The organism is Bacillus sp. AC266, assembly GCF_979253805.1.
In genome coordinates, this window is record NZ_CEEDEC010000008.1 from 129,382 (window position 1) to 153,294 (window position 23,913).

General features: G+C 35.1%; 22 protein-coding genes. 14 read left to right on the plus strand and 8 right to left on the minus strand.

Translation table 11 applies throughout. From position 1 onward, the window contains the following. Positions 1-71 precede the first annotated feature (71 nt). From AC0IXC_RS25585 to AC0IXC_RS25600, 4 genes are all read left to right on the plus strand, one after another. The gene (locus AC0IXC_RS25585) at positions 72-650 is read left to right on the plus strand and encodes a TerD family protein (protein WP_002091197.1); all 579 of its coding nucleotides are present in this window, start codon (positions 72-74) and stop codon (positions 648-650) included. Between the two features lie 73 nt (positions 651-723). Next, positions 724-1,515: a TerC family protein gene (locus AC0IXC_RS25590; protein ID WP_000025698.1), complete on the plus strand. Its 792-nt coding sequence runs from the start codon at positions 724-726 to the stop codon at positions 1,513-1,515. A 110-nt stretch (positions 1,516-1,625) separates the two neighbouring features. Continuing rightward, positions 1,626-3,257, plus strand: a complete 1,632-nt coding sequence (locus tag AC0IXC_RS25595) for a YceG family protein (RefSeq protein WP_002140256.1) — start codon at positions 1,626-1,628, stop codon at positions 3,255-3,257. Between the two features lie 18 nt (positions 3,258-3,275). Continuing rightward, positions 3,276-4,358: a toxic anion resistance protein gene (locus AC0IXC_RS25600; protein ID WP_002029585.1), complete on the plus strand. Its 1,083-nt coding sequence runs from the start codon at positions 3,276-3,278 to the stop codon at positions 4,356-4,358. A 138-nt stretch (positions 4,359-4,496) separates the two neighbouring features. Here AC0IXC_RS25600 and AC0IXC_RS25605 read toward each other — a convergent pair whose 3' ends face one another. Together AC0IXC_RS25605 and AC0IXC_RS25610 are read right to left on the minus strand one after the other, a co-directional pair. Beyond that, positions 4,497-7,163 (minus strand): cation-translocating P-type ATPase, encoded by a 2,667-nt coding sequence (locus AC0IXC_RS25605; protein ID WP_471653543.1) that lies wholly within the window; start codon positions 7,161-7,163, stop codon positions 4,497-4,499. Positions 7,164-7,355: 192 nt separating this feature from the next. Further along, entirely contained in the window at positions 7,356-7,580 is a 225-nt protein-coding gene (locus AC0IXC_RS25610; protein ID WP_002010236.1) for a DUF1128 domain-containing protein, read from the minus strand. Positions 7,581-7,757: 177 nt separating this feature from the next. Here AC0IXC_RS25610 and AC0IXC_RS25615 point away from each other — a divergent pair, with 177 nt between their 5' ends. From AC0IXC_RS25615 to AC0IXC_RS25625, 3 genes are read left to right on the plus strand one after another with little or no spacing between them, the layout of a single operon-like run. Further along, entirely contained in the window at positions 7,758-8,222 is a 465-nt protein-coding gene (locus AC0IXC_RS25615; protein WP_002140258.1) for a low molecular weight protein-tyrosine-phosphatase, read from the plus strand. Positions 8,223-8,275: 53 nt separating this feature from the next. Continuing rightward, a complete protein-coding gene (locus AC0IXC_RS25620; protein WP_002191833.1) occupies positions 8,276-8,791 on the plus strand; it encodes a DUF4075 domain-containing protein in 516 nt (171 codons plus the stop codon). 5 nt (positions 8,792-8,796) lie between these two features. Beyond that, entirely contained in the window at positions 8,797-9,666 is an 870-nt protein-coding gene (locus AC0IXC_RS25625; RefSeq protein WP_002063656.1) for a YihY/virulence factor BrkB family protein, read from the plus strand. Positions 9,667-9,848: 182 nt separating this feature from the next. Here AC0IXC_RS25625 and AC0IXC_RS25630 read toward each other — a convergent pair whose 3' ends face one another. After that, positions 9,849-11,774 carry a heavy metal translocating P-type ATPase gene (locus tag AC0IXC_RS25630; protein WP_305927008.1) on the minus strand — a complete coding sequence of 642 codons (1,926 nt, stop codon included), beginning with the start codon at positions 11,772-11,774 and terminating at the stop codon, positions 9,849-9,851. A gap of 426 nt (positions 11,775-12,200) precedes the next feature. Between AC0IXC_RS25630 and AC0IXC_RS25635 the strand changes: the two genes are divergently transcribed. From AC0IXC_RS25635 to lepB, 3 genes are all read left to right on the plus strand, one after another. After that, positions 12,201-13,151 (plus strand): DMT family transporter, encoded by a 951-nt coding sequence (locus AC0IXC_RS25635; protein ID WP_061676181.1) that lies wholly within the window; start codon positions 12,201-12,203, stop codon positions 13,149-13,151. A gap of 123 nt (positions 13,152-13,274) precedes the next feature. Beyond that, positions 13,275-13,955, plus strand: a complete 681-nt coding sequence (locus tag AC0IXC_RS25640) for a lysoplasmalogenase (protein ID WP_002029577.1) — start codon at positions 13,275-13,277, stop codon at positions 13,953-13,955. Between the two features lie 287 nt (positions 13,956-14,242). Continuing rightward, positions 14,243-14,779 carry a signal peptidase I gene (gene lepB / locus AC0IXC_RS25645; RefSeq protein WP_002010249.1) on the plus strand — a complete coding sequence of 179 codons (537 nt, stop codon included), beginning with the start codon at positions 14,243-14,245 and terminating at the stop codon, positions 14,777-14,779. Positions 14,780-14,822: 43 nt separating this feature from the next. Here the strand turns inward: lepB and AC0IXC_RS25650 are convergent, their stop codons facing one another. After that, positions 14,823-17,606 carry a tetratricopeptide repeat protein gene (locus tag AC0IXC_RS25650; RefSeq protein ID WP_471653544.1) on the minus strand — a complete coding sequence of 928 codons (2,784 nt, stop codon included), beginning with the start codon at positions 17,604-17,606 and terminating at the stop codon, positions 14,823-14,825. Positions 17,607-18,082: 476 nt separating this feature from the next. On the opposite strand from AC0IXC_RS25650, the gene AC0IXC_RS25655 reads away from it, so the two are divergent. Continuing rightward, positions 18,083-18,676, plus strand: a complete 594-nt coding sequence (locus AC0IXC_RS25655; protein WP_002029574.1) for a DedA family protein — start codon at positions 18,083-18,085, stop codon at positions 18,674-18,676. A gap of 14 nt (positions 18,677-18,690) precedes the next feature. Here the strand turns inward: AC0IXC_RS25655 and AC0IXC_RS25660 are convergent, their stop codons facing one another. The 3 genes from AC0IXC_RS25660 to AC0IXC_RS25670 all read right to left on the minus strand — a co-directional run bounded on the left by AC0IXC_RS25660 (position 18,691) and on the right by AC0IXC_RS25670 (position 19,946). Next, a complete protein-coding gene (locus AC0IXC_RS25660) occupies positions 18,691-19,119 on the minus strand; it encodes an EamA family transporter (protein ID WP_002029573.1) in 429 nt (142 codons plus the stop codon). Between the two features lie 107 nt (positions 19,120-19,226). Continuing rightward, positions 19,227-19,373, minus strand: coding sequence for a BH0509 family protein (locus tag AC0IXC_RS25665; protein WP_000817786.1), 147 nt, complete (start codon positions 19,371-19,373; stop codon positions 19,227-19,229). Positions 19,374-19,529: 156 nt separating this feature from the next. Then, positions 19,530-19,946 (minus strand): pyridoxamine 5'-phosphate oxidase family protein, encoded by a 417-nt coding sequence (locus AC0IXC_RS25670; RefSeq protein ID WP_002029572.1) that lies wholly within the window; start codon positions 19,944-19,946, stop codon positions 19,530-19,532. A 179-nt stretch (positions 19,947-20,125) separates the two neighbouring features. Between AC0IXC_RS25670 and cax the strand changes: the two genes are divergently transcribed. Together cax and AC0IXC_RS25680 are read left to right on the plus strand one after the other, a co-directional pair. Next, entirely contained in the window at positions 20,126-21,181 is a 1,056-nt protein-coding gene (gene cax, locus AC0IXC_RS25675) for a calcium/proton exchanger (RefSeq protein WP_012260267.1), read from the plus strand. 81 nt (positions 21,182-21,262) lie between these two features. Beyond that, positions 21,263-22,060 (plus strand): YfkD famly protein, encoded by a 798-nt coding sequence (locus AC0IXC_RS25680; RefSeq protein ID WP_002125017.1) that lies wholly within the window; start codon positions 21,263-21,265, stop codon positions 22,058-22,060. A 192-nt stretch (positions 22,061-22,252) separates the two neighbouring features. On the opposite strand, the gene yfkAB is transcribed toward AC0IXC_RS25680, so the two are convergent. Beyond that, a complete protein-coding gene (gene yfkAB / locus AC0IXC_RS25685; protein WP_002125019.1) occupies positions 22,253-23,380 on the minus strand; it encodes a radical SAM/CxCxxxxC motif protein YfkAB in 1,128 nt (375 codons plus the stop codon). Between the two features lie 213 nt (positions 23,381-23,593). On the opposite strand from yfkAB, the gene AC0IXC_RS25690 reads away from it, so the two are divergent. After that, positions 23,594-23,776, plus strand: coding sequence for an SE1561 family protein (locus AC0IXC_RS25690; RefSeq protein WP_002010264.1), 183 nt, complete (start codon positions 23,594-23,596; stop codon positions 23,774-23,776). The last annotated feature ends 137 nt before the right edge of the window (positions 23,777-23,913 follow it).

The following is a 23,913-nucleotide window of genomic DNA, read 5'->3' on the forward strand; positions in this document are numbered from 1 at the left end:
ATATCCATCAGTGAAACGCGTAATTACTGATGGATATATTTTTAAAAATTAAAATATAGAGGTGAATATATATGGTTATTCAATTGCAAAAAGGACAGAAAATTGATTTAGCTAAAACAAGCCCAGGTTTATCAAGAGCAGTAATTGGTCTTGGATGGGATATTAAATCTTATGATGGTGGATCTGATTTCGATTTAGATGCATCTGCCTTTTTATTAGATGCGAACGGGAAATGTACGAAGGAAACTGATTTTATTTTCTATAATAATTTACAGTCTCCTTGTGAATCAGTTTTACATACAGGAGATAACCGTACAGGTGCAGGTGACGGTGATGATGAGCAACTTGTTGTCGATTTGAAAAAGGTTCCAGCAGATGTTCATAAAATTGCTATTACAGTTACAATTTATGATGGTGAAGGCCGTAATCAAAACTTTGGACAGGTTGCAAATGCATTCGTTCGTTTAGCAAATGAAGAAACAAACGAAGAAGTTCTTCGTTTTGATTTAGGGGAAGATTTCTCCATTGAAACAGCAGTTGTCTTTTGTGAATTATATCGTCATAATGGACAGTGGAAGTTTAGTGCAGTAGGAAGCGGATTCCAAGGTGGATTAGGTGCGCTTGTAAAAGCGTATGGCTTGGATGCATAAGAAGGGAAACGACATTCGTTTCCTTTTTTTGACCTTTCTATAAATCTAGCAAAGAATAGGGGATAAAGGTAAGATGAGTATTTTGCAAGGAATCCTTGATACGTATGCTCAGTTTTTCGACTTGGACATGTGGATTAAAGTGTTACAAGATCCAGTATCTTGGGGGTTAATAGGTACACTTGTTGTACTTGAAGGGTTATTATCTGCTGACAATGCACTTGTGCTAGCGGTAATGGTAAAACATCTTCCAGAAGAAAAACGAAAAAAAGCATTATTCTATGGACTGATTGGAGCTTATGTATTCCGTTTTATTGCGATTGGAATTGGAATGTTCTTAATTAAATTAGCATGGGTAAAAGTGTTAGGTGCACTTTACTTAGCTTGGCTTTCAGTTAAATACTTCATTGATAAAAGAAAAGGTAATGCAGAAGAAGAGGAAGCTCATGGTATGAACCAAAACAGTATTCTCTTCAGAATGTTTGGTGTCTTCTGGGGAACAGTTGCGATGGTTGAATTAATGGATATCGCGTTCTCTGTAGATAGCGTACTTGCTGCATTTGGTGTATCAAATCAAGTTTGGATTCTATTATTAGGTGGAATGCTTGGTATTTTAATGATGCGCGGTATCGCTGGCGTATTCTTAAAATTGTTAGAGCGTATTCCAGAACTTGAAACGACAGCATATATTTTAATCTTAATTATTGCAGCAAAAATGTTACTGTCTGTTATTCATATTGAAGTAAGCCATACGCTATTCTTTATTATTTTAGTTGTAGCATTTGGAGCAACGTTTATACTTCACTACATGAAGAATTCTGGACAAGCTAAAGAAGAAGTTGCAGCTACTAAAAATAATCATAAATAATTGAAATGGGTTTGCTCGTTATGCGAGCGCCCATTTTTTATAACTAAAAATAGTTTATAATAGAAGAGAGACTTTATAAAAAAAGTAAATGTTTTTGGAGGTGAACTGTTGTGTTTTCACGTTTTACACTTCAACCATGTGCATTAAAAGACGAATCAGATTTAAAGCAATTTGAAGCGCTTTTAGAAAAACGCCCACAATATGAACTGACAGAGAATGAGATGAAGTTTAGTTATATAGCAACTCGTATTCTTGGTGTTCCTAATGATGTAGATGAATATTTCAATGAGCTATTTGATTATAGCGAAGTGAAAGGGATCGTGGTTTTGCATGAACAAAATTTAAATAAGGTGATTGATCCCGAAAAACTGCGCCATATTCAAGAGGTTTTTACATTACATCAAGAAGCACCGAATGGCCTTACAGTAAATAGGCTTGTCGCCCATCTGTCTGGAAAACAACTATTACCGCAAGTAGACAATCCTGATTTACAGCATTATATACATACGACGTTTATTTCTGTATTGAAATTGTATGAGAAACAACATAATCAATCTTTAAAAACAGAAGGATTCCGGCGTTTCTTAATCGATATGATTAAATTAAGTGAAAATTACGTAGCGAAGTGGTTCTCTACGATTAATTATAAGAAACAAATGCCACGTATCGTTTGGTACGGTGATGCGACGGAGAGTCGTATATATTTCTTATACTTTCTTATTATGCTCGGCTGTGATGTGCTTTATTATCACCCAGAAGGAAAAGATGGATTTGAGAGTGTAGATGAGGAAGGAAAGACATTTGTCGTATCTCATTCAGGCCGTATTTCATTGGAACCATTTCCTGATCGGCGTCGTGAACGCGTCGCAACGGTAGCTTATCAAGCTTCAAAAGAAATCGAGCAAGTACTTCACCACGATAATTCATTATTATACAAACCGTGGCAATTCCGTTCGTATACACCTGTAGCCCGTACGCTCAAAACAACGTACGATGAACTCTTTTTAATTACGAAAGAAAAGGCATTTGTACGCCCAACATTCTTTGTTGAAAATAAGCATATTTATATTCCTTCTTTATTTGCAAAAATATCAGGCGTTTCAAAGAATGATAAAGAATATTTTCAGCGACTAAAGGCTGTTACATCATTTGATAACAGTTTATTAATTAATACATTCCCGTTTACGAAAGAACAAAAAGCGAATTTCCAATATCATTATCGAGATGCATTGGACCGCGGGGGGAAGTTACATCCGGATTTAATTATGAACAGCCATTGGTGGCCGCATAAGCGTTTACCAGAAGGATTACAACATGGTATTGCAGAAGCAATGATCCATACGTGTGAAAGTGAAATGTGTAAACCAATTGCGAAAGAGACGAAACAAGATGTAGCGCTGTATGTTTTCGCACAACTCTCTCAAATACCACCGAACATTTTAGAGCAGCTTGAGAAATTTGATTATTCGCAAGAAGTACCGAAAATTGTTATATTTAATAATGAGAAGAGCGGAGAATTAAGTCGTTCTGATGCTGTGTTATTACTATTTTTAAATCAAATTGGAGTAGATGTATTCCACTTTAATCCAACGGGGAGAAACGATATTGAACCGTATATTGAATCAGGAGCATTTGATTCACATTGGCTTGAAGAAGTTAATTTCGATCTTGAATTTCATGGTTCATCAGCCTATAAAAATTTATCACAAACAATAAAAGGACTATTTCGTCCATTTTTATAAGGAAAGGGAGAATACCATATGAATAACCCAGTCGTACTAGATTCGAAAACAGAATTGAATGAGCAAACCGCACAAGATGTTCGCTTGCAACTTAGACAAGATGCAGAAGTGCAACGTATTTATAACGCAGTAGACATTAAAGATCAATTAGAATTAATTGAACTCGGAAAAGAACCTTCTATGGAAATTTCACGTTTCGCTGATCAAATTTTACATACAATGTCTTTATCGAAAGTAGAAGACTCTGGTGAATTATTAAAGCAGCTTGGTAAAATTATGGACAGATTTGATAGTAAAGACTTTGCGGAAGAGAAAAGTGGTTTCTTCTCACGTATGTTCAAAAAAGCAGATAAAATGATTGAACAAATCTTTAGTAAGTATCAGACGATGGGTCGCGAAATGGATAAAGTATACGTAGAAATTACGAAGTATCAAGATGAAATGAAAAAATCAATTGGTACGTTAGATGGTTTATATGAGCAAAACTTAAAGTATTATTTAGACTTAGAAAAATATGTAGTAGCAGGGGAAATGTTATTAGAGCGTTTAAATACAGAGTTAGTTCCGATGTACGAAGAGCGCATACGTAATAATGATCAGTTAGCGGGTATTGAATTAGAATCGCTTAAAAACTCTGTTGAAATTTTAGAACAGCGTATTGATGATTTAGAAAAAGCACGTATGGTTGCTCTATTAACAGCACCACAAATTCGTATGATTCAACGCGGTAACAATAAATTAATCGGTAAAATCAATACGGCATTTATTACAACGATTCCTATCTTTAAAAATGGTATCATTCAAGCGGTAAATGCGAAACGTCAAAAGCTTGTTGCGGACTCTATGGCTGAACTTGATCGCCGTACAAATGAATTACTTAAGAAAAATGCACAAAATATCGCAACTCAAAGCGTGGAAGTAGCGAGATTATCAGGTTCTTCTAGTATTAAGATGGAAACACTTGAGGAAACTTGGAACATCATTTCAAGAGGTATGCAAGAAACACAACAAATTGAAGAGCAAAATAAACGTGAGCGTGAAGAAAGTCGTAAGCGTATGGCTACATTAACAGAGAACATCAAAAAAGAATTACAAGGATAAAGTGAAACTTTAATCAGTGGGAGATGTTCATCTCCCGCCTAACTTCTTTGCTCCAGCCGAATTTTGAGGTGGGAGTCTTACTGCACGGCAAATAGCGGGATAAACAAAAAGGCAATGAGGAATATTCCTCATTGCCTTTTATTTTCTCTTAAATAATTTAATGATTTCATTCACAACAAGCGGAATGATACTTAACAAGAGAACAAATCCCCAATCTCGCATTGTTAATGCATGCACACCAAATATATTGGCAAGAGGTGGGATGGAGATAATACACACTTGCATAAGAACACCGATTAGAAGTGAGAAGACTAAATATTTATTTGTAAATATCCCAATTGAAAAAATTGATTTCGTTCTTGAACGTAAGTTAAATGAATGAACGAGTTGAGAGAAACTAAGAACGACAAATGCCATCGTTTGAGCGTGTAATAGCGCGTCTTCATCAATTTGCCCTGGGAAGAGAGGAAATAAATTTGTATCTCCTGTATAGAGCTTTGCCCCAACGATAAAGGCTGTTAAAGTAAGAAGTCCAATTACAACCCCATTGAAAATAAGAAAAGGAACGCTGCCGCTAAATAAGCTTTCTTTCGCATGTCGTGGTTTTTCCTTCATCACATCTGGATCTTCAGGATCAACACCGAGTGATAATGCAGGCAGTGTATCTGTAATTAAATTTACCCACAAAATGTGAATAGGGCGTAGTGGTGTTGCCCAGCCGAGTAAAATAGCTAAAAAGAGAGCTATAATTTCGCCGAAGTTACAAGAGAGTAGGAAGAGAATAGACTTTTTAATATTACGATAAATATTTCTTCCTTCTTCAACAGCTTTCACAATAGATGAGAAGTTATCATCTGTTAAAACTACATCTGCTGCACCTTTTGCGACATCTGTTCCTGTAATTCCCATTGCTACTCCAACATCTGCTTGTTTTAAAGATGGAGCATCATTTACACCGTCACCAGTCATGGAAACGATATTTCCTTTAGCACGTAATGCTTTTATAATCTTCACTTTATGTTCTGGAGAGACCCTAGCGAATACATTTAAGTGATTAATTTTACCTGCTAGTTCTGTATCTGGAATGTTATCTAATTCAGTTCCAATCATGATTTCAGATATTTCTTCAGCAATGCCAAGTTCTTTGGCAATTACAAAGGCGGTATCCTTATGATCACCCGTAATCATAACTGTGCGAATACCAGCCTTTTTACATTCTGTAATTGAATCTTTTACTTCTGTACGTGGTGGATCAATCATACCAACAAGACCGATAAAGATGAGATTTTCTTCGAGATGATTTATATCCATATCGTTTAAGTCGTATCGTTTATATGCGAATGAAAGTACTCTTAATGCTTCTTGCGACATTGACCCGGCAGCTTCTAATATTTGATTTTTATCAGAATCTTTTAGGACCTCAAGTTTATTATTTATAAAGATATGGGTACAGTGAGGTAAAAGTTTATCAATAGCACCTTTCGTCATGCTATAGTAGCCTTCATCGTAAGTATGTACAGTTGACATCATTTTACGATCAGAATCGAAAGGCAATTCGTTAACACGTTCATGTTTATTTTCTAAATGATCTTTTTGAATGTTAAAAGAGCTTCCGGCAACAAGAAGGGCAATTTCTGTAGGATCCCCTGTTTGTGAGTCGGCACCGTAAGAGGCATCGTTACATAAAACCATATTTTCTAATAATAGACGGTGTGCATCATTATTTACATTCAAATTTTCTAGCTGGTCGTATGTGCGATCACTATAAAAGTGAGTAACGGTCATTTTATTTTGAGTTAATGTACCTGTTTTATCTGAACAAATAATTGTGACAGAACCGAGAGCTTCAACAGCTGGTAGTTTACGAATGATAACGTTTTGTTTAATCATACGCTGAACACCAATTGCAAGAACGATGGAAACGATAGCTGGTAAGCCTTCTGGAATGGCTGCAACAGCTAAACTAATTGCGGTCATAAACATTTCTAACGTATCCCGGCCCTGTAAAAAACCGATGAGAAACATAGTAGTGCAAATAGCTACAGCGACAAATCCTAAATATTTTCCTACTTGTGCTAAGCTTTTTTGAAGTGGTGTCATATCATCGTCTGCTTCATGTAAAAGGGTAGCGATCTTGCCAATTTGTGAATGCATCCCAGTTTCAACAGCAACACCGATGCCACGTCCGTATGTTACTAACGTCGACATAAAGGCCATGTTTTTTTGATCACCTAATGGTACTTGCTCATCATTTTGCATGGAAGGGTGGTAGACTGCATCTTTATCTACAGGGACAGATTCACCAGTTAGAGCAGATTCTTCAATTTTTAAATTCGCAGTTTCGATAAGTCGTAAATCGCAGGGGATATACCGCCCGGCATCAAGCATGACGATATCACCTGGAACGACGTGCTCAGATGGAATCTCTTTTAGTTCACCATCTCGCTTTACGATAGCTTTAGGTGTTGCCATCTTTTTCAATGCTTCTAAAGCCTGTTCCGCTTTCGATTCTTGGATTACACCGATAACAGCATTTAAAACTACAACGAGCGCGATAATACTTGCATCAGCCCATTCACCTACAAAGGCGGAAATAAGGGACGCGATAATAAGGACATATACGAGGACGTCATTAATTTGGGCGAAAACGCGCTGCCATAAAGTACGTTTTTGTTTGGTAGCTAATTCATTATAACCATATTGCTTTAAACGTTCATTTACGATTTTATCTGTTAAACCGTGTTGTTCATTTGTTTCTAGGTCGATTAATGTTTGATTTTTCGTCTTACTGTACCAATTGCTCATAAGTAAGCACCTCCAGTAAAAACAGTTAGCAATGGTAGTGTGGCAATTTTTTGAGAGTAGTATGTATGGAGAAAAAATCTAAGGTGAGGTTCTACTTTCATTGTACAGTAATTTAGAATGTGAGGAGGAAAAGAGAAGAGTTGTCATGAATTTGTTGAAATTAAAAGAGCCTCGAATACGTGAGGCTCTTTGTCATTTTTTAATTAATGTACCTAATTCCTCAGTAATAGCTTGCATTTCACTAATACTGAATGTTTCACGTTTCATAACGTGCTCATAAATGTCACGTAAGTCCTCGTACATTTCTTCGTTAAAACTAGCAGCTCTCATTGCTCCAGCATTAACCATGCGTAATTTTTCTTTAATAGCTTCTACCATATATTCAACGTTTGCTTCTGATTTTACGGATAAATCCACCGAAGTGTCCCCCTTTAAAATAACATAAGGTTATCTTAACATTTTTTTATCATTTTCGTTAATGAAACTTTTCAATCCTATTAAATTAGTAGGGATTTCCTTTATAATTAATAATTGGTTGTTTATACTATATAAGTATATAGTAAGAAATGCACCAAGAAGGGAAGAAACAAAAATATGGTCCGAGTATTGTTTGTTTGTCTTGGGAACATTTGTCGTTCTCCAATGGCAGAAGCAATTTTTCGGGATCTTGTCGTAAAAGAGGGACTCGAAGAGAAAATTGTCATTGATTCTGCAGGAACTGGAGATTGGCATATTGGTCATCCGCCACATAAAGGAACAAAAAAAATTTTAAAAGAAAATGAAGTCTCTTTTGAAGGAATTAAAGCACGGCAAGTAGAAAAAGAAGACTTAACAAAGTTTGATTATATTATTGCCATGGACAACAAGAATATAGCGGATTTAAAAAGTTTTGGTAAAACTGAAGGCTATATTGGTAGACTGTCCGATTTTGTTCCAGACGGTGGCTGGACAGACGTTCCTGACCCTTACTTTACAGGGAACTTCCAAGAAGTGTATGACCTTGTAACAGAAGGGTGTGCAAAGCTAGTAGCTTTCATTCGAAATGAACAAGGAATATGAGGAAGCTTAGAAAGTAATACTTTCTAATATAAGAAATGAAAGGGTGAAGGAATATGGCAAAGAAAAATAATATTGCTCGAAACATTGCGATTGGTGTAGCTGCAGGTGTAGCTGTATCTATGTTAAAGAAAGAAAACCGTGAAAAAGTAAAAAACACGGCAGAAAAAGCAAAAACAAAGATGATTGAAATTGGTGAAAATTCGAAGATAAAAGAAAAAGTGCAAACTGTTACAGATAAAGGACGCGAACTTGCTGATTTCAATGTAGTAAAAGCGAAAGTAGCAGAAATCAAAAAGTTGACGCCGTCTGTTGTAGAAACGTTAAAAGAGACGAAAGAAATTTTTAGTAAGAGAAAAGTTGTGCCAGTAGAAAAGCCGGAAACGATTGAAATTCAAGCTGTATCTCCAAAGGTAGATGAGCTTAAAGCAGAAGAAGAGCCAGTAGTAGCTGAAGATGGTGGTATGAAAGAAGCGCGTGAATTATTTATGAAGGACTCAAATGCAGAGGAAAAAAAAACTGAAGCATACATTGAGCTAAAGCAAAATAAAGAAGAGAAGAAAAGCGTCTAAAAAATATGAGGAAATTTCTAGAAAAAGCAAAAAGAAATCGCACTTTTTCGTTTGGGAAAGATTTATATGACCGGACGATGCGCGATGATGTAGCGGGCTTAGCAGCACAGCTCGCTTATTTCTTCTTGCTTGCGATTTTCCCTGGGCTTGTTTTCTTAATTACGCTTCTTGGCTTTATTGACCTTCAAACAGAAAGTGTGCTCAATTTATTAGAACCGTACGTACCAGAAGATGCGATGAACTTAATTGAAGTAAACGTAGATAAAGTTGTAAACGAACAAAATGGTGGTTTATTATCATTCGGTTTACTATCGATGTTATGGTTTGCTTCAAACGGGGTGAATGCGGTTATGAACGCTTTTAACCGCGCTTATGATGTAACAGAAACCCGTTCCTTTATTAAAACAAGAGCTTTATCTATCGTGTTCACGTTAGCGATAATTTTTATGATTGTGTTTGCACTAATTGTCCCAGTATTTGGACAAGTGATTGGGGCAGCCGTGTTTAAAGCAATTGGTTTATCGGATAGTTTTTCTTATGTTTGGAGTATTACGCGTTTAGTAGCAAGTTTCTTTGTCTTAATCGCTTTGTTTAGCTTTTTATATACATTTGCGCCTGATCGGAAATTAAAGCGAAGAGAAGTCATATCGGGAGCAATATTTGCTACTGTAGGATGGATTGTGGTATCGTACTCATTTGCCTATTATGTAGATAAATTTGCAAATTACGCTAATACATATGGTGGTCTCGGTGGTATCATTATTTTAATGTTATGGTTTTACTTAACTGCGTGGGTAATTTTACTTGGCGGTGAAATTAATGGTTTACTCCATCATTATAGAACGGGTGACAATAATTCCCGTAATGAAAAATGAGCTCTTGTTCCATAATAAAAGGGAACAGGGGGGATATTTCATGAGTAATAATAAAAAGAACCACAATAATAAAAGTAATAATAAACAAAAGAGCAGTTCGCATCCAAAGCATAAAACGAGCAGTAGTGCGAACGGTCACAATAGCTACCATTAAAAAAAACGGGTCCTTTATCAGGGACCCGTTACTTATTTCCTTTTAATAATCGTAAGCCATTCAAGATTACAAGAATGGTACTTCCTTCATGTCCAATAACACCGAATGGAAGAGCTAAAAACTGCAAGAAATTAGAACAAATCAGCATTGCAATGACAGCTAAAGAGAAGATAACGTTTTGCTTCACAATACGGTTCATTCGTTTTGATAAACGGATTGCTTGAGAGAGACGAGATAATTCGTTTTTCATAAGAACAACGTCTGCAGTCTCTAATGCTACGTCTGTTCCTTCACCCATTGCAACACCAATACTAGAAGTAGCGAGTGCAGGTGCATCGTTTATACCATCTCCAACCATGGCGACTATGCCGTACTTTTCTTTTAACTGCTTTATCGTTTCAACTTTTGTTTCCGGTAAACATGATGCGTAATATTCTTTTATATTACTTTCATTGGCAATTGCTTTTGCTGTTTCTTCATTATCACCAGTAATCATGATTGCTTCGACACCAATGCTTTGCAAATCACGAATAGCCGCTATCGTTTCTTGGCGAAGGGTATCTTTTAAAGCGATTAGTCCAAGAATACCATCCTCATCACTAATATAAACGACAGTTTTCCCCTCTTTTTCAAGTGAAGCAGAAATGCCATTATGAAATGTCTTTGTTTCTTCTCCAATAAAATCAGCTTTACCAATTTTATAAGATTTGTTTTCTAATATTCCTTTTAATCCAAAACCAGTTACATCTTCAACGTTTTCTGGTTTTTTTATCGTAATGTCGTAAGCATGTTTTGCATATTTAACAATCGCTTCTGCTAAAGGATGTGTAGAGTGACTTTCAATCGCTGCTGTAATAGAAAGTACTTCACTTTCTGCTATGCCTTCTCGAACATATACATCTGTTACAGTAGGTTTTCCTTGTGTTAATGTTCCTGTTTTATCAAAGGCAATCGCCTTTACTGAAGCTAGACGTTCTAAATGAATACCACCTTTAAAGAGAATACCGTTTCTCGCTCCGTTTGAAATTGCTGATAAAGTGGCCGGTGTAATGGCTGCAACTAGCGCACAAGGAGAAGCGACTACAAGTAAAATCATCGCGCGATAAAACGTTTCATTCCAACTCCAATCAAGTAAGAAATGAGGAACAAACATCATAAGCGCAACAACAAGTAGTACACCTTTTACGTATGTTCCTTCAAATTTTTCGATGAATAGTTGTGATGGGGATTTTTCGCTTTGTGCACTTTGAACGAGACGAATAATCTTTTGGAATAATGTTTGATCGCTCGGCTTCGTAATTTTAACTTCAATAGCACCACGTAAATTTACAGTGCCGGCAAATACTTCATCGCCGAATTTTTTCTCATTCGGAATGGGTTCTCCTGTAATAGCAGCTTCATCAATATTTGTTTCACCAGTATGAATAGTGCCATCAGCAGGAACACGCTCACCTGGCTTAATTAAAATAATATCGTTAATTTGTAATTGTTCAACTGGAACACGTTCCGGAGTTCCGTTTGAAATAAGTAATGCTTCTTCAGGTTGTAGATCAAGAAGCGCTGAAATTTCTTTTTGGCTTTTACTTAATGTATAAGATTCCATTGCTCCGCTTAATGCAAAGATGAAGATTAAAATAGCACCCTCTGCCCAGTAACCAATAACTGCGGCACCGATAGCTGCAAAAATCATGAGCATTTCAACATTTAGCTCTTTCTCTTCAATTGTGTCTTCAATACCTTCTTTCGCTTTTGCAAATCCTCCAATTACATAAGCAAGGATATATAAAGTAATACCTGCACTTATTGCATCATTTTTTGTGAATAACCAACCAGCTAAAATAAAAATACCAGATGTGATTGCAAATATAAGTTCATAATGTTTCTTTAATGTATCCCATAAAGAGGGATTAGAAATATCTTTTTGTGCTTGTAATGTTTTTACTTCTGCGTTCATTAATACTCGCTCCTTCCGAATTCTTATTGAGAAAAAGAATCAAAATCGAAACCCCTATAAAACGACGAAAGCTGCCATCCATAATGGATAGCAGCATTTCTGTTGAATCTGATTTTAATAGTTATTATGTTGTAATTATTCTATAGTATAGCATATGTTTTTCTTAGATGATATGTTTTTGTTTTAGTATAAGGTGAAACTTTAATTAGTGGTGGTTTTGTTCATCCCACGCTGATTATTAGCCCTCGCCAATCGGGATTTTACGGGCAACAGGGCTCCCACCTAACTTCTTTGCCCCAGCCGAATTTGGAGGTGGGAGTTTTACTGCCCGGCGAATAGCGGGATAAACTGAAAACTTGTGTTTTCGCATTTCCTTTGGTATATATGAATATTGTTCATAAAAAGGTCGGAAAGGAAGACATCAAGTTGAAGACAGAGAAATTTTTTACCCATCCGATTGGCGTGTTTATTGCTGCAATAGTAGCAACATTTTTATGGGGAAGCGCATTTCCCTTTATTAAATTAAGCTATGCTGAACTTGGAATTCAGCCGCAAGAAGTCGGGGAACAAATATTATTTGCTGGCTATCGCTTTTTCTTATCTGGTGTAATGCTCTTATTATTTTTTAAAGCGTTAGGAAAAGATATGAAGTTCAAAAAAGGAACAGGAAAGCAGTTAGTTCAAATTGGCTTGTTTCAAACTTTTCTTCAATATATATGTTTTTATATTGGAATGAGTTACAGCTCAGGAATTGAAGGAGCGATTATTTCAGGAACATCATCATTCTTTCAAATTTTACTCGCACACTTTTTATATAAAGATGATGCTCTAAATAGGCGAAAAGTAATTGGAGTAGCTATCGGTTTTTGCGGTGTGATTTTAGTGAATGTACCGAGTGATGGAAGTTTATCATTTCATTTTGGAATAGGTAGCTTATTACTTCTTGGGGCAGCCATGATGTATTCATATGGAAACATATTAGCGAAAGAAGGTAGTAAAACATTAGATATTGGGTATATGACAGCATATCAGATGATTTTCGGATCAATGGGGTTGCTATGTATAGGTGCATTTCAAGTTGGAATGATGCCATTCATATTTAATCTACATGCAATACTTATGCTTATATATTTATCGTTCTTATCAGCAGCCGGATTCTGTATATGGAATACAATTATGAAGTATAACAAAGTAGGGAAAGTCTCGATGTATATGTTCTTTATACCAGTGTTTGGTGTGCTACTATCAAGTCTAATTTTAGGGGAAGCAATCCATTCCTTTGTACTATTTGGTTTAGCATGTGTCGCAGCGGGAATTATTGTAGTAAATCGTAACCCGGTTAAAAAGAAAGTTGAGCAAGAAAAACAAGTAGCATAGAGAACAGAAAAACGATTAAAATGGAAGAACAGTATTGTTCTTCTTTTTTTACATAGAAAAAGGAGAACGTGATATATGTAACGAAAAAAGATAGAATAAAGCATTTATTGAGGAGAACATATTATGAATGTACTTTACATTGTGTTAGTCGGGCAAATTATTCTTTTTTTAATGGGAGCAATTTATGCAATAGGACAGACGAAGAGAACGAGAAATAATATGCCGTTACCTTTAGCAGTTCGTCTTATTCTTAGTTTTTCTTTAACAGGAAGTGCAATTTGGATATGGTTACAAGATCCATCGGCTGAGTACAGTACGTGGGTTGCACTCGGTATGACTTTATCAACTGTAGGGGATTTATTTATGGCAGGATTAATTCCAATTGGTCATCGATTAATTGGAGGAATGGTTACTTTCGCTCTTGCACATTGTTTCTATGTGAAAGCATTTTTACAAACAGGTATTTCATGGAATGGTTTTTGGATCGGTTTATTCGTATACGGACTCTTTCTAATTATAGGGTGGTTTTTCTTTATTCGAAATGAAAAACAAGACAAACTTTTTACAATAGGCGCTCTAATTTACGGTTTGTGGGTTGGAGGAATGGCATGTTTTGCATTCGCCTTATATTACGAGAATATAGGAATATGGTGGATACCAGCACTTGGTGGTTTACTGTTTGTGATTTCTGATTTTATTATCGGCGTGACAGATATCGGAGGGCGCAAACTGAAGTATGAACCGCTTTGGATTTGGTTTACATATGTCGCAGCGCAGATGTGTATTGTATATGTAGGATTATAAAAAGATACTCTCAAAAATAGTTGATAGACTATTTTGAGAGTATCTTTTTTATTGCTATGCTATTATATTTGTTTGTTTAATTTGTGCAGTATCTTATACTTTCTAAGCATAAATTTCATAGGAAAAGTCCTGTTTGATAGATGGAAAACATAGTATATAAAAATAGTGAATTTATAGGGATTATTATTTTTATATTTGTAATATTCTAATGTTATAATTCAGAATTTTGTGGAAATTAACCAGTCGGAGTACTTATAATAAAAATAAAAAGATGATGAGATGGTGGAATGATGCAAAAGAAAAAACGTTTGCGTGAATTCTTTGAAATAATTGCAATTGCATGTTTATTAGTGTTTTTGGCAAAAATCTTTTTGTTTTTCCCTACGACTGTAAAAGGAGCATCGATGAGGCCGACGTTACAAGATGGAGATAAAGTAATAATTAATAAACTTGCAAAGAGATTTGAAAGTTATGAGAGAGAGGATATTATTGTCGTGAAGACAGATAATTTCTATGTGAAGAGAGTTATTGGATTACCAGGAGATGTAATTGAGATGAAGAATGATCAATTATATGTTAATCATCAAGTGAAAAATGAAGAGTATTTAAAGAATAATAAAAAACAGGCAGAAAAATTACTTATCAATTTAACTGAAGATTTTGGACCGATTACAATTCCTAAAAATAAAATTTTTGTGATGGGAGATAATCGTTTAGTTAGTAGGGATAGTAGGAACGGCTTAGGGCTCATTGATAGAACAGAAGTATTAGGAAAGTTCATGGCGATATATTATCCATTTGAACATGTGAAAATTGTAGATTAAAAATAAGAAAAACCAAGCGAATTAGTTGCTTGGTTTTTCTTATTTAAACAGTCGGTGTTTTATTTATTGTTTCTTGTGAAGCAATATGTTCATTATTTTGGTCGATATTTAACATGAATTTTCGTTGTAACAATTGCAATTTAAAGAGTGTTAAAGGATCATGATAAGTTTCTGGGTTTGTTCTTAGCTTTGTTAATGTTTGCTCATCTTCTTGTATTTCAAGTTGGGCCGCTTCTACGGTTTGTTTCAATATGCTAAGAGGGTCTTTAAAGAACATCATGATATCCCGTTCTAGCGCACCTTCAAATACTTCAAATTGAAGGAAGAATTGTTTTGAAATCATCTGAGCAACTTCTGTATAATCTTCTGTTTCAATATATTGTTTATATTTATTTGATAGCATAGATTGATTTTTTTGCATATTACCGAATAATTTCCCTGCACTCTTTAAGAAAAATTGTGTCGGTGTAAAGCGTAATAAAATATTGATGTTAGCTACTGTAATTCTATTCGTCATTCTTGCAACATCTCTATCCCAGTCATCTAGTAATTTGAAATCACAAGGAAGTTTAATACGCTCTTCCTCATAGAGCTTATTAAAGGTATCGCTCATTTCATCTAAATAAGCCTGAGCTTGAATGAATTCATTATGAGCAGTTTCAATCCATTCTTGAATAGACCCAGTAAATTTAGGAAGAAGCACTTGCTGTACATGTTTTTGAATTCTTTCATTCATTGCTACATTTAGTTCTTCATGGACCAGTTTGAAATCACTATCTTCTTGAACGAGGTCAGAGCAACTCTGCAACAATTCAGGAATTTGAGAATGTATATCCTGCGTAATCTCTTCTTTCGTTAAGAGATAAGATTCTGTAATAGAACGAATTTTATCTTTTTGAATGGCAGTAAGATTATTAATAAAACCATCAAGTTTTACTAAAATATGTTTATTCCAGCGAACGGATTTCACTAACGTATTTTCTAATTCCACACGTTCATTTACAAGGTATGCAATTGTTTTTTGGATAAACCATAATAATTTTTCAATGCGTTCTTTTTCCACGTTACGCTTAGTAAGGTTAGAAAGAATAGAGTCTGTTACGTTACCTAGCTGTTCACTACTCTCTTGTGAAGGAGAGTAAGGGAAAAAGTGTGCTTCTGGGAAATGTACGAGTATTTTCTTTTTAATGCTGTTCGTGATATTTTCACTAGTATTCGTATCAATTGTTTGTAAGACGAATTTAATTTGTAAATTTGGTACTTGCTCACGAATATATAATAATGTATCGAGTTCTTCATCATGTAATGGTGAAGCTGAATTTAGGACATAGATGAGACTATCTGCTGCCTGTAAGTATTCAAAGTGAGAGCTGTTTTTGTCAAGTTGTCCATGCACAGTAGGTGTGACAAGGAATGAAAACTTATTTTTTCGTAAAAACCTACTTGGTAATTTAACTTCAATACATTTTCTTTCTAGTTTTGACTGAGAAGGTACCGCTAGTATGTTATGAAGTTCGTCAAAGTTTGGTATATTTCGTATATCTAGTTCTGTAAGCTCAGTTATTTCAGTTTGACTATCATCTTTAAATGTAATTGAAGTTGTTATAGCCTCATTTAATATATTTTCTCCTAGTATAGAGTTAATAAAGGCTGATTTATCATAATCGCTAGCGCCTGCTACTAGAAGTTGTGTAACAGTTAAATCGTATAACTCACGAACAAGTAGTGTGAATTGATGACCTAAATCTACATCATTCTTTTCAGCCCATACAGCAATCGTTTCAAATAATGCTGATACGTCTGCCATATCAACATTTGCATGAGCTGATGCACTTGAAAGTAAGGCACCTGCGCTTTTTACGAGTAATGATTCTAGAGTTGTCGGTGAAACTTCATTCCATGCTAATACTGCTGCGGAGACAAGTAAAGAATCTTCCGCTCTCATTAAACTAAACCAATTTGTTAATAAATCTGGTACAAGTCCTTGTAATTCGTGCATGAAATGTTGTCCAGTAATCAATTCGAAGTACGTCTCTTGATAGCGAGTAGAAATTTCATTCCAATCGTCATGAGCATCTACTTCAACATGTAAGAATAGGTGATTTATTGTTTGAATCCAAGGGAGATGGAATAATTCATTTTCATAGCTGTTCCAAAGTGAGATAACAAGCTCTTTAAATTGAACTTGATCAATTGTATATAAGGCTTTTAAAGATTCATAGAAATACTCAGGTTTAATTTTTTTAGTAAAGCCTCTGTTCACATAATTGATTAAAGTATCGAACCAGTGTAATGATTTTGTTCGAATTCCTTCTTGAACAGCGAGTTCAATAGCATTATTCCAATCTTCTTGTTTTTCATAGAACGATCGAGCGATTGCAGTAATATTTGGATAGTCTGGTTGAAATGCAACAGCCTCGCTAATCGTCTTAAATGCTAGTCCTAAACGATTTTGCTCTATATAAAGGGAAAGAAGTTGTAGGGAAACTTCCATTGTAAGAGTTGTATCTTCTGTTTGGATAGATGTATAAATTTCTTCTGCTTTTGGCAAGAAATCTAATTCGAAATAAGCATCTGCAATATTCTTCATAGCCCAGAGAGCAAGTTCATTATTTACTTTCTCCCATTTGAATATAGCGGCTTCAAAGTCGTTAGTTTGAAAATAAACTTCACCTTGTGCAAAGCGAATATTAGATATATTGGAGAATTCATTTTTTGATTCATTTATATATGCTTCACCGAGTACTTCCGCTACCGGAATGGAAGAGTCTTCTGTTAAAAATGTTTTATAGTAAATCTTTTGGATAAATTGTTTTTCAATGGTCATGTTCGTTCCCCCTGTATAATTTAGAAAAATGATGTTGTATGTAAAAGGGTGCATGTTACTCTAATAGGTAGAAGTTGCATTATATAGACCAAACTATGTTTTTGCTAGATATATCATTTTTCTTGAGAGTTAAACCGTTGCAAAAAGTAACTTCCCTTTATTGTAACAAAAAAATAAGCCTATGAATTTTTATTTTTTTATCTCGCTATTTATAGGCAGTAAGACTCCTACTCCAAAATTGAGCGAATGCAAGGAATTTAAGTGGGAGCCCTGCTGCCCGTAAAATCCCGATTGGTTCAGGCTAATAATCAGTGGGAATGGATAAAAAACCACTGATTAAATCTCTATTTAAGGAATGGAATAGAAGTAGAGTTCATTATAAAAACAATGTATAGTGAATATGTATACCATGTTTGTCTTAAAGATAGAATGGGCACAATATGGGATAACGATCGTGTATAGGATGTGTCTTCCGAATGGAACAACATATTGGCGAGTTAATCGCACATTATGGATATTTTGGAATTATTATAGCTTTAGCTGGCGGGATTGTTGGATTACCTATACCGGATGAGTTTTTATTGACTTTTATTGGATATAACATTTCAAAAGGAGTTATGTCAGGAACAGCTGCTTTTTTAAGTGGAATGGCAGGTGCAATGCTGGGCATTACATTAAGTTACATATTAGGTTTAAAACTTGGGCTCCCTGTTTTAAAAAAATATGGTCCGAAAGTTAGAATTAAGGAACATCATATTGAAAAAACACATATTTTATTTGAAAAATACGGTCCATTTCTTTTAATGATTGGCTACTTTATACCGGGAGTACGTCATTTAACAGCATATTTTGCTGGAGTTTCAAATTTAACATTGTGGCGATTTTGTTTGTATGCTTACGGTGGTGCACTAATTTGGATAAGTGTTTTTATTGGCTTAGGTTGGAAACTGGGAGAGAAGTGGCGCTTTGTTGAATATAGTTTACATCATTATGGAATATGGATTTTATTAGTTTCGGCAATTGTAATATTGATTGTGTGGATTTACATAAGGAAAAGAAAAAACCGCTAATAATAGCGGTTTTTTTAGCTGAAAGCGATAAATAATACACCAGCTGTAATAAAGACTACACCAATACCGGTCATAAAGTTTAACTTTTCACCTAATATAATCATCGCGAGAATAATGGAAAATACTACACTTAATTTATCGATAGGTGCTACTTGTGAAACTTTTCCTGTTTTTAACGCAAGAAAATAAAATAGCCATGACGAAGCACCAGCGATTCCACTTAATGTGATAAATAGCAGTGCTTTTTTATTTAGGAGGACATCACCGATATTTTGAAATTTACCTTGTATAATAATAACTCCTACCATAAATAATGCCATAATAATAGAGCGAACCGTTGTTGCGACGTTGGCATCGATTCCATCTAAGCCAATCTTTCCGAAAATAGATACGAGGGCAGCAGCAATTGCTGATAATAGTGCGAATAATAGCCATGAACTCATAGTGAAACTCCTCCAATCTTACATTATTATACATGAAAATCATTCTCATGTATAAAAACGAAATAAACCCCCGCCCTATATTTTTAATAAGGTGGGGGTTTATTATACTACTCTGCTATTTCTTCATATAAAAAGTACGTTACATTATAAATATGCTCTACTTCATCATCCGTCATAAATAATAATTCGTCACGTTCAATCCCTTTTTTCTTTTCAATAAACTCAATCATGTTTTTTCGTTCTTCTCTTTTCATCAATTTTAATTTCTCCCCTCAATCTGTTTTAATACAGTTTATTTAAGTTACTGCTATTATATAACAGAATCTTTAGAAAGTTCCACCTATTTTATTGTTTTTTTCAGAAGAACCTTTCGACAAAACAAGCCCACCTAAGGGGGGCTTGTTTTTATTTTATAGTCGTAAAAACTCGGGCTCGGTCGTACCAGCACTATCGATGTAATAAATTGTATCGGGATTGATTTTTATTAGTACGTAATTAGGGTCTTCCGCACCGAGTAACCAGCGTTTTAAGCTATTAGTCCAAAATTTGTTTTTTAATGTTTGATCTTCTTCGATGGAAGCTATGCCTTCAACTTCAATGTAATCCTCATCTAATTTCTTTCCTTCACGTCCAAGTAGTACATGTACATTGGGGTTTTTTTCAATATCTGTTATCTTTTTTGAATTTCGATCTGTTGCAACATATAGTACAAAATCTTCGTGGAAAAACATCATAAAGGCGCTATGTGGCTTATCGTGACGTACAGTAGATAATACACCAGTGCGTTGACCTTGAATAATAGTTGCGATTTTTTCTTTTAAGTGCATATTTTTAGCCTCTTTTCATAATTCATAATTTTTTCTGTCTGGACAAGATAATTTAAATATCTTTCATACTGTTTTCTTCAATCCGATTTTTTAAACGTAATTGTGATGAAATCGGACAAGTTAGGAGATGAATAATAATAATATCGAGGAGAAATACATACGATGGAAGGATGAAAAGCATGTTTAATAAAATATTTCTCATAGTAGCGCTTATAGGTGTACCACTTTCTGTAATCGGAAAAACACTTCATTGGCCACAAACTATTATGTTTGCTGTATACTGCATTACTATTATTGCATTAGCTGGTTTTATGGGGAGGGCGACAGAAAGTTTAGCAATTGTTTCTGGGCCTCGGATAGGTGGTTTATTAAATGCAACTTTCGGTAATGCCGTGGAACTTATCATTTCAATTTTTGCACTCCAGGCAGGATTAACAGAAGTTGTTTTAGCTTCCTTAACTGGTTCTGTACTTGGAAACTTATTACTGGTAGGAGGGTTATCCTTCTTTATAGGTGGCCTTAAGTATAAAAGACAAAGTTTCAATGTTTATGATGCAAGACATAATTCAGCTTTATTAATATTTGCTGTTGTCGTAGCCTTTGTTATTCCAGAGATTTTTTCAATGAAGATGGATGCTGGAAAGACGTATCAATTAAGTATTGGTGTTTCTATTATCATGATCATTATGTACCTTGCTGCATTGCTATTTAAGTTAGTTACGCACCGCGGTGTATATCAACATAAGAGCGATGAAGAAGTACATGAGGAGGAGCCTGAGTGGTCGAAAGGTAAAGCGCTACTCGTTTTAGCGATAGCAACACTTGCAGTTGCTTATGTGTCAGAGGCACTCGTACATACTTTTGAAACGGTCGCAAAGTCGTTTGGCTGGTCAGAGTTATTTATAGGGGTTATTATCGTTGCAATTGTTGGTAATGCAGCAGAACATGCATCTGCGATTATTATGGCATATAAAAATAAAGTAAATATCGCAGTAGAAATTGCAGTAGGTTCTACATTACAAATCGCCATGTTTGTTGCTCCTGTTTTAGTACTTCTTTCGATGTTCTTTGCACAAAAGATGCCGTTAGTATTTACAATACCAGAGCTTGTTTCCATGATTACAGCTGTTTTCTTAACTATTGCTATTTCAAATGATGGGGATACAAACTGGTTTGAAGGAGGCACTTTATTAGCTGCGTATGTCATTATGGGAATTGGTTTTTATTTATTATGAAAAATAGGGATAACAATGCTTCAGAGGGAAAACACTAAATACAGTAATTTATATACCTTTACATAGGAAGGAGCCAGACAGGTGAAACGAGTATACAGCATATGTCTTTCAACCATGGTCTCGTTTATTTTATTATTTCCTAACAGTAGTTTTGCAAAGACAACGGTAGAAGTAAAAATGCCTTCATCTGTTTTAAATATTTCAAAGGATAATACATTTCCAAATGATGCACAAGATTTACCGCGTTTACAGCCAAGTAAGTTTGCGCAAGAACTATTGAAAACAGCAAATATCAAAATTGAAAACCCAGATTTAATTCGAATGTTTAATGAAACGACAATTTCGAATGCACCGCTTGCAGTAGGGTACCGAGCGAAAATTTATTTAGGGCAATGGGCATTAAATTATGAGTCAATAGACACATCGATTAATTGGGAATATAAGCAAGTAAATCGAAATGTATATGATAATCGCGGAGGGGATCGCTTATACCCACTTCGCTATAAGCAAGAAACCCAAAAGACAATCGAAGGTGATTTAACAGCAGATATGAAAGATACTACAGATGTGAAAAAAATGATGCTTCTAAAAGCGCTTGAAAAAGTACAATTGCCACTTTCATTTAAAACAACCATTGGTTATGGTACCGGACATGAGCGTGTTTATAATATTAGCCCAAGTCAACTTGGATATTTATATGCGTATACACCAGCAGTAAATGAAAAAGGAAAAGTAACATTTGGAGAAGTCTACCTTGTGTTAAAAGGGAATCAAAAAAAGCTTGTCGTGAAAAATATTACATCACAAGGAATCGGAGCCGCTATTCCAATTCATGATCATTTATTTTTTAAATTTGTTTCTTCATCGCATGCACAATGAAATAAAAAACGTCAGCCTATAAGCTGACGTTTTTTATTTATCCCGCTATTTGCGGGCAGTAAAACTCCCACCTCAAAATTCGGCTGGAGCAAAGAAGTTAGGTGGGAGGCCCTGATGCCCGTAAACTCCCGATTGGTGTGGGCTAATAATCAGTGGGGGATGAACAAAACCCCCACTGATTAAAGTTTCACTTTATAACATAATGTTTGATGTTTTTGATAAGAAATCTTCTTTTGGATAGTAGCTATTTTTTACAAGAACATTTGGTCCAAGGCATTTCACGGCAGGACAATGGCAACTTAATGATTTTGCTGTTTTTGAGTCACACCATTTGTCGTAAGCTTCTTGTAGTGTATTTGTTTGTACATTACCTAGAAGCGGGACATCACCGAAGTCGGTCACGATAATATTTCCATCAAAAATATTTACGTTCAAACGAGAACGACCATCTGGATCATTGCGGACAGTTACATTTTTACTTTCATGTAATTTCTTTAGTGTAGCTAAATCGTGTTCATTATCACTACATGCATAGAAAGGTAATGTTCCGAATAACATCCACACATTTTCATCACGGATCTCTAATAAATGTTCAACTGCATTTCGAATTTCTTCTTTTGTTAAAATTTCAAGTGTGCTAGCGAAGTCACTCGGATACATCGGGTGAACTTCATGACGTTTACAGCCCATTTCTTCAACGATTTGACGGTGAATATGTTCAATATGTGGTAGAGTTCGTTTGTTTAACATAGTTTCGGCTGATACGAGTACACCTGCCTCTGATAGGGCTTTACTATTTGTAATCATTCTTTCAAATAATTTAGCGCGCTGTTCATAAGTAGGCTTACGCTCCATCATTGCAAATCCGCCTTCAACGAAGTCATCGATTGTTCCCCAGTTATGTGAAATGTGCAATACATCTAAGTAGGGAATAATTTGTTCGTAACGTGCTAAATCTATAGTTAAGTTTGAGTTAATTTGAGTGCGAACGCCTCGTTCATGGGCGTATTTTAAGAGCGGTGTTACATAGTTGTCGACGGATTTTTTTGAAAGCATAGGTTCTCCGCCTGTAATACTTAAAGAACGTAAATGAGGAATCTCATCTAATCGTTTTAATAAAAGCTCCATCGGAAGCGGGTTTGGATCTTTCGGCTGTAATGTGTAACCAACAGCGCAATGCTCGCAACGCATATTGCATAACGTCGTCGTTGTAAACTCAACGTTTGTTAATAGTAGTTTGCCGTACTCTTCAAGGTCCATATACGCTTCCCATGGATCGTAAGAAGGAGTAATCGGCTTCATTATTTGTGATATCGTCATATGAAATACTCCTTTGACTATTGAAATAACAATTTGTCCATTCTCTATAATAGAAGAATATGTGCTTTTTATAAAGTGAAACTTTTTTGTAAAAAAAGAGAGAGGGCTTACATTATAATGAATTACTGTGACGAAATTGATGAAATTACATGCCCATAGCAATCATTTTTGCGGTATAATAAAAGCAACTCGAATTAAAAGGAGAGTGCCTTCATGGGAAAAGCAATTCAAGGTAAAGATTCACAACTAGTATATTTGAAAGAACGTTTAAATATGTTCATTGAAGTAATTGATACGATTGAACCAGAAGAGGTAGAATTAGAGGATGTAGATCGTCTTCTTGCAATGTTAGATGAATTAGAACTGAAATGTGAGCAATTTAAAAAAGACGAATAATATATTAAAAAGGCTGCCACTACAAAATTGGCAGCCTTTTTCTGTACGGATAATAGAAGGAATATAGAAAAAAAGGTATAATCAAGTTGTGAAAAATTTCATTTAACCTTTAATGGCGTGAAATAAATAAACAGCTG